Genomic DNA, 4,462 nt, shown 5'->3' on the forward strand with positions numbered 1-4,462 from the left:
TTTATTACTCTTACTATGCGTAAAGACAGTGATAATGCCGCATTTTTCTCAGCAAATTCAGTACAAAAACCAAAAGTATTTCCAAATACCAAAGACGGTAAAGAAGCTGAAACAAATTATAAATTAGGTACTCAGCTGCCTTATATGTTCATCATTAATCGTTTGGCACACTATATTAAAGTATTACAACGTGAGCAAATAGGCTCTTGGAAAGAGCGTCAAGACTTAGAGCGTGAACTAAATAGTTGGGTTAAGCAGTATGTTGCAGATCAGGAAAACCCACCTGCAGATGTACGTAGCCGTCGGCCACTGCGTGCTGCGCAGATTAAAGTGCTGGATGTAGCGGGGGAAACAGGTTGGTATCAAGTTGTTATGTCTGTTAAACCGCACTTTAAATACATGGGCGCTAGTTTTGAACTGTCTCTTGTCGGCCGTTTGGATAAGGAATAAGCCGTATGCCTTCTCTCATGTTATGGGATCGGAAGAGTACAGCTAGCCTGTTTGATCGTATCCGCGAAAAGCCAGAAATTACCTCAGTAGCTAAAGAGGCTGAGGTATTGATTGCATCGGTGAAAAAGCATCTTGATTGTATTCTTAATACTCGGCCCGGTAGCTGTCGTAGTGCGCCAGAGTTAGGAATTATTGATCTTAATGATGCAACGCAAGGCAGCGCCGATATTCGTGCACGTATTAGGGAAGCGATAAGGCAATGTATTCGTCAGTATGAGCCTCGTATTGTGCATGTTGATGTCTGGCCTTCTGATGTACTGGCTAACCCGCTCGAAATGTCGTTTCAGGTGACGGCATATGTTCGGTTGGAGAATATTGAACAAGTTACATCTTTCAATATTCATATGGATAACCACCGACATTATAAAATGGTGTGATAATTTATGCCGTTGGAACAATATTTCAAGGATGAACTGGCTTATTTGCGTTTGCAAGGCCGTGAGTTTGCAAGTGAACACCCAGATTTAACCCGCTTTCTTTCCGAACAAACTACTGACCCTGATGTGGAGCGTTTGCTGGAGGGGTTTGCTTTTTTAACGGGAAGTTTGCGAGCAAAAATTGAAGATGAATTTCCAGAGCTAACACATGGCTTATTGAGTCTATTGTGGCCTAATTACTTACGCCCAGTGCCCAGTATGACCATCATGCAGTTTTCGGTGATCCCCGGCGCAATTATGCAACCTACGCAGGTCAAGCGTGGTTCTCAGTTAGACAGTTTACCTATTGATGAAGTGACGTGTCATTTTCAAACATGCCATGACACATGGATTTATCCAGCAGACATTTATGATATTAACGCACAAAGTGGTAATGATTTTTCGACTATTTCGGTAGAGATTCGGCCACATACTCCATTATCGGTATCTGAACTACAGTTAGAGAAATTGCGGTTTTATCTTGGCGGTGATAATTACTCTGCAAATGAACTATACCATTGGTTATCTACCCAGTTGGCCTATATTGAATTAGAAATTAATGGTCAACGTGTTAGACAACCTGCATCCCTATTAAAACCGGTTGGTTTTGAACCGCATGATGCATTGCTGCCGTACCCGAGTAATGTTTATTCTGGTTATCGAATTTTACAGGAATTTTTTTGTTTTCCAGAAAGCTTCCTCTTTTTTGGCTTTTCAAATGCTAATTGGTCTTTACATACTTCACGAGTGAGCCAATTTACACTGCATTTTTGTTTTGAAAGGCCACTACCGGCAGGGCTTCATATTCGTTCTGATTCACTATTACTCAACTGTGTTCCAGCAATTAATCTGTTTTCGTACGACAGTGAACCGATTAGTTTTAACGGTCGCCAAACCGAATATCCGCTAAAAGTCAGTTATCGTTATGCTGATAGTTTTGAGATTTTTTCAATTAATAATGTCGAGAGTTGGGCTCAAGAGTACACCGGCCGCTCACGGGGAGCTGTGCGTGTTTATCAGCCGTTTGAAAGTTTCCAGCACCAGATCGAGCAAGTGCATGGGCGATTAGCACTGTATTACCGGAGTCGGGTACGTGAAGCCGTCAGTGGTGGTGGATTTGATTATTCACTTTCGTTTGTACGCAGTGATGAAGCTGAAATGCAAGGCGTTGATGAGTCTATCTCAGTCTCGCTAACCTGTACTAATCGTGAGAAAGCCTCACAGTTACCGATTGGTGCAGTGTGTGTTCCAACCGGCAGTTCGCCATCGTTTGCTACGTTTAAAAATTTGCTGCGGCCTACCCGTCCGTTAAGACCGATATTGGATAGTCGTCTTCACTGGGCATTGATCTCAAACTTATCGCTGAACTACGTCTCTTTGCTGCATAAAGAGGCATTAATACAGATCCTGCGAACCTACGATTTTCCTGCGCTGCAGGATAAACAGGTGGAACTGATATCGCGTAAGCGGCTGGCAGGAATTGAAAAAATAGAGACGCAGCCAGTAGACCGATTGGTTCAAGGTATGCCCGTGCGCGGCCTTAAATCGGTCTTGTCTCTTCGACAAAGTGCTTTTGGCAGTGAAGGCGAATTGTATCTGTTCAGCACGGTATTGGCACATTTCTTCTCTTTATATGCCAGCGTGAATGCATTTCACCTGCTAGAGGTGATTAATCTTGATAGCAAGGAGTGCTACCGATGGCCGGTGCAGATAGGTCAGCACGCTCTGATGTGATTCGGTTTGATAATGCGTCGAGCTTTAATTTTTTTCAGCTAGTAGAGCTGTTATGCCGTTTGGAGTGCATTGATCAAGAAGCACTATCAGATTGTCATCCTAAGCATGAAAAAATCCGTTTTACGTCAGCCGCTTCACTGGGGTTTCCGGCTAGTGATGTCTTAAATCTTGAACAAGACTCTGTGGGTCGGCATCAGTTAGAAGTGGCATTTCTTGGGTTACAGGGCAGCCAATCACCTCTGCCGGGGTATTACCTTGATGAACTGGCTTGGGATTATGCGCAGGGAGCGCCGAAGCTTGGATTATTTTTAGATTTTTTTCACCACCGTTTACTGATGTTGTTGCATCGTAGCTGGCGTAAGTACCGTTATCACGTGCGATTTCAACATGATGGTGATGATGGTTTTTCCCGCCTGATGTTTGCATTGGTTGGGCTGAGTAATTCGGCTGTACGTGAAAATCTACCCATTAATCGCGCCAAAATGCTCTCTTATGCTGGCATGTTGGCCAGCCCAAGCCGTTCTCCACAGGTTGTAGCTGGGCTGATTTCTCACTGTTTTGATCTCGATGATGTAAAGGTAATGGCTTGGCAGCCACGTAAAGTGGCAATTCATACTGAGCAGCAAAATCGGTTGGGAAACCTGAATACCGTTTTGGGTAACGATTTGATCCTTGGGGCATCAGTGAATGATTGTGCCGGAAAGTTTCTTTTGCAAATTAACAAACTGAGCTTTTCTCAATTTTTGAGCTTGTTACCTAATGGCTCGCTTTTTCAGCCGCTGGCTCAATTTGTTTCTTTTATTTTGCGGGATCAGTTGGCATGGGATCTGTGCCTGAGTTTTGGTGATAAACAAGCCTGCGGATTACGGTTGGGTGATGAGCAAAGCTGTCGGCTGGGATGGAGCAGTTTTTTGGGGCTGCCCCCGCATAATCCCAATGTGACGATTTGCATGCAGGAGTAAATATGAACGGAATCAACCAGCAACTCTCTTTAGTTGTGCTAAATAGCGAACAGCTCGATGGCCATTCATTAGTGCAATATCGGTTTGATCAATATGGCGGCACGCTTGGTGCCGCAGATCATGATGACTGGTGTTTAACTGATCGTTTAGGGGCCGTGTTGCCCTCTCATGCTCGTATTGAGCTGCATGATGGCCGTTTTTGTTTAAGTGATTTAAGTGGGCAGACATTTATTAATGGCGCAACAGCACCCATTGGCCGTCATCGTAAAGTGTATTTGGAGCAGGGTGATGAGCTGTGTGTTGGCCCGTTTCGTTTGCGTGTGTATCTCGGCGCTATGCGAAGTAAAACCAATATTGAGCAGACTCTGGAAAATCATGTAACAGATGAACTGGATAACTGGTTAGCCGGCGATCTTGAATCACCTATTGAGGGGCGTGATGCTTTACGGCAAAGCGATCCATTACAGGCTTTGGAACGGGAGCAAGCGAGCTCGTTGGCAGCCTTACTCAAACATCCGGTAACGGAACACTCGGTGTTAATACCTGCTATCTCTGCACCCCTTTTTTCAGCTATCGAGGACACCATGGATCAGGAATTCATTGATATGCCGAGCATTGATCATCCGTATGCCCTATCAACTGACGTGGATGATGTTGATCATGTGGCACTCACACCGCTGATGCACGGTTTAGGTCAGCGGCTACAGACTAAAGACAGCCAGCAAGCGCATGAGATGCTCGAAGAGATCGGCAAAACGTTACGTGCAATGGTAGAGGGGCTGCTCACTTTACAGGTTGAACAGGCGGCCTTGGCAGATAAGCACCTTCGCCCGATTGAGG

The 4,462-nt window shown here is 44.8% G+C and carries 4 protein-coding genes and 1 pseudogene; all 5 read left to right on the forward strand.

Going from position 1 to position 4,462, the window contains the following annotated elements:
- A pseudogene (locus tag ACRC27_RS10380) lies at positions 1-450 on the forward strand (type VI secretion system contractile sheath large subunit); the annotation flags it as partial.
- Positions 451-455: 5 nt separating this feature from the next.
- On the forward strand, positions 456-887 hold the full coding sequence (gene tssE, locus ACRC27_RS10385; protein ID WP_438631457.1) for a type VI secretion system baseplate subunit TssE: 432 nt from the start codon (positions 456-458) through the stop codon (positions 885-887).
- Between the two features lie 6 nt (positions 888-893).
- Complete coding sequence (tssF, locus tag ACRC27_RS10390) at positions 894-2,660, forward strand: type VI secretion system baseplate subunit TssF (RefSeq protein WP_438639823.1); 1,767 nt, start codon at positions 894-896, stop codon at positions 2,658-2,660.
- On the forward strand, positions 2,624-3,622 hold the full coding sequence (gene tssG / locus ACRC27_RS10395; protein WP_438639824.1) for a type VI secretion system baseplate subunit TssG: 999 nt from the start codon (positions 2,624-2,626) through the stop codon (positions 3,620-3,622). Before tssF ends, tssG begins: the two co-directional genes overlap by 37 nt.
- A 2-nt stretch (positions 3,623-3,624) precedes the next feature.
- A partial coding sequence (gene tagH / locus ACRC27_RS10400; protein ID WP_438639825.1) for a type VI secretion system-associated FHA domain protein TagH occupies positions 3,625-4,462 on the forward strand: 838 nt, incomplete at its 3' end.

It is taken from the genome of Plesiomonas sp. (assembly GCF_051650925.1).
Lineage (GTDB): Bacteria > Pseudomonadota > Gammaproteobacteria > Enterobacterales > CAMTGL01 > Plesiomonas.

Excerpts from the sequence above, each read along its gene's own strand:
- tssE (WP_438631457.1), top strand. The coding sequence starts at position 456 with ATGCCTTCTCTCATGTTATGGGATCGGAAGAGTACAGCTAGCCTGTTT.
- tssF (WP_438639823.1), top strand. The coding sequence starts at position 894 with ATGCCGTTGGAACAATATTTCAAGGATGAACTGGCTTATTTGCGTTTG.
- tssG (WP_438639824.1), top strand. The coding sequence starts at position 2,624 with ATGGCCGGTGCAGATAGGTCAGCACGCTCTGATGTGATTCGGTTTGAT.